Annotated in this window: 1 protein-coding gene; it reads right to left on the bottom strand. The window is 60.6% G+C overall.

Annotated elements, in window-relative coordinates:
* A partial coding sequence (locus tag SB771_RS33655; protein WP_410721876.1) for a DUF2827 family protein occupies nt 1-328 on the bottom strand: 328 nt, incomplete at its 3' end.
* Between the last annotated feature and the right edge of the window lie 45 nt (nt 329-373).

Genomic DNA, 373 nt, shown 5'->3' with positions numbered 1-373 from the left:
GTGCGCCGCGAGACTGCAGGTACTTGCACTGCGCTTCGTTGATCTGCCCGCCCAGCTCGACGAGCACGTCCAGATCGTCCTTGGCCGCCTCGAACGGCTTGACCGGGAACTGCGTCAGATCCCACGGCAGCTGCGGCGTGATCGCCACCTGCGTGGTGTTCACCAGACACACCGCATGCTTGAGCGGCGAGTGCTGGAACACACGCATCAGGTACAGCGCGTTCTGCTTAATGCCGTTGACCCACAGGCTTTCGGCTTCGTTGTGCAGTCCGATCGTGATACCGATGCGCAAGGCACGCGGGTGTTGTCGTTGTTGTTGACCATTCATCGCGAGACACCCCAGGAAAATTGAACTTGGCGCCGCACGATCACA

It is taken from the genome of Burkholderia sp. SIMBA_051 (assembly GCF_046534915.1).
GTDB classification, from domain to species: Bacteria; Pseudomonadota; Gammaproteobacteria; order Burkholderiales; family Burkholderiaceae; genus Burkholderia; species Burkholderia ambifaria.
Note: the sequence above shows the minus strand (reverse complement) of the source record. Positions and strands in the feature narration are given on the sequence as shown.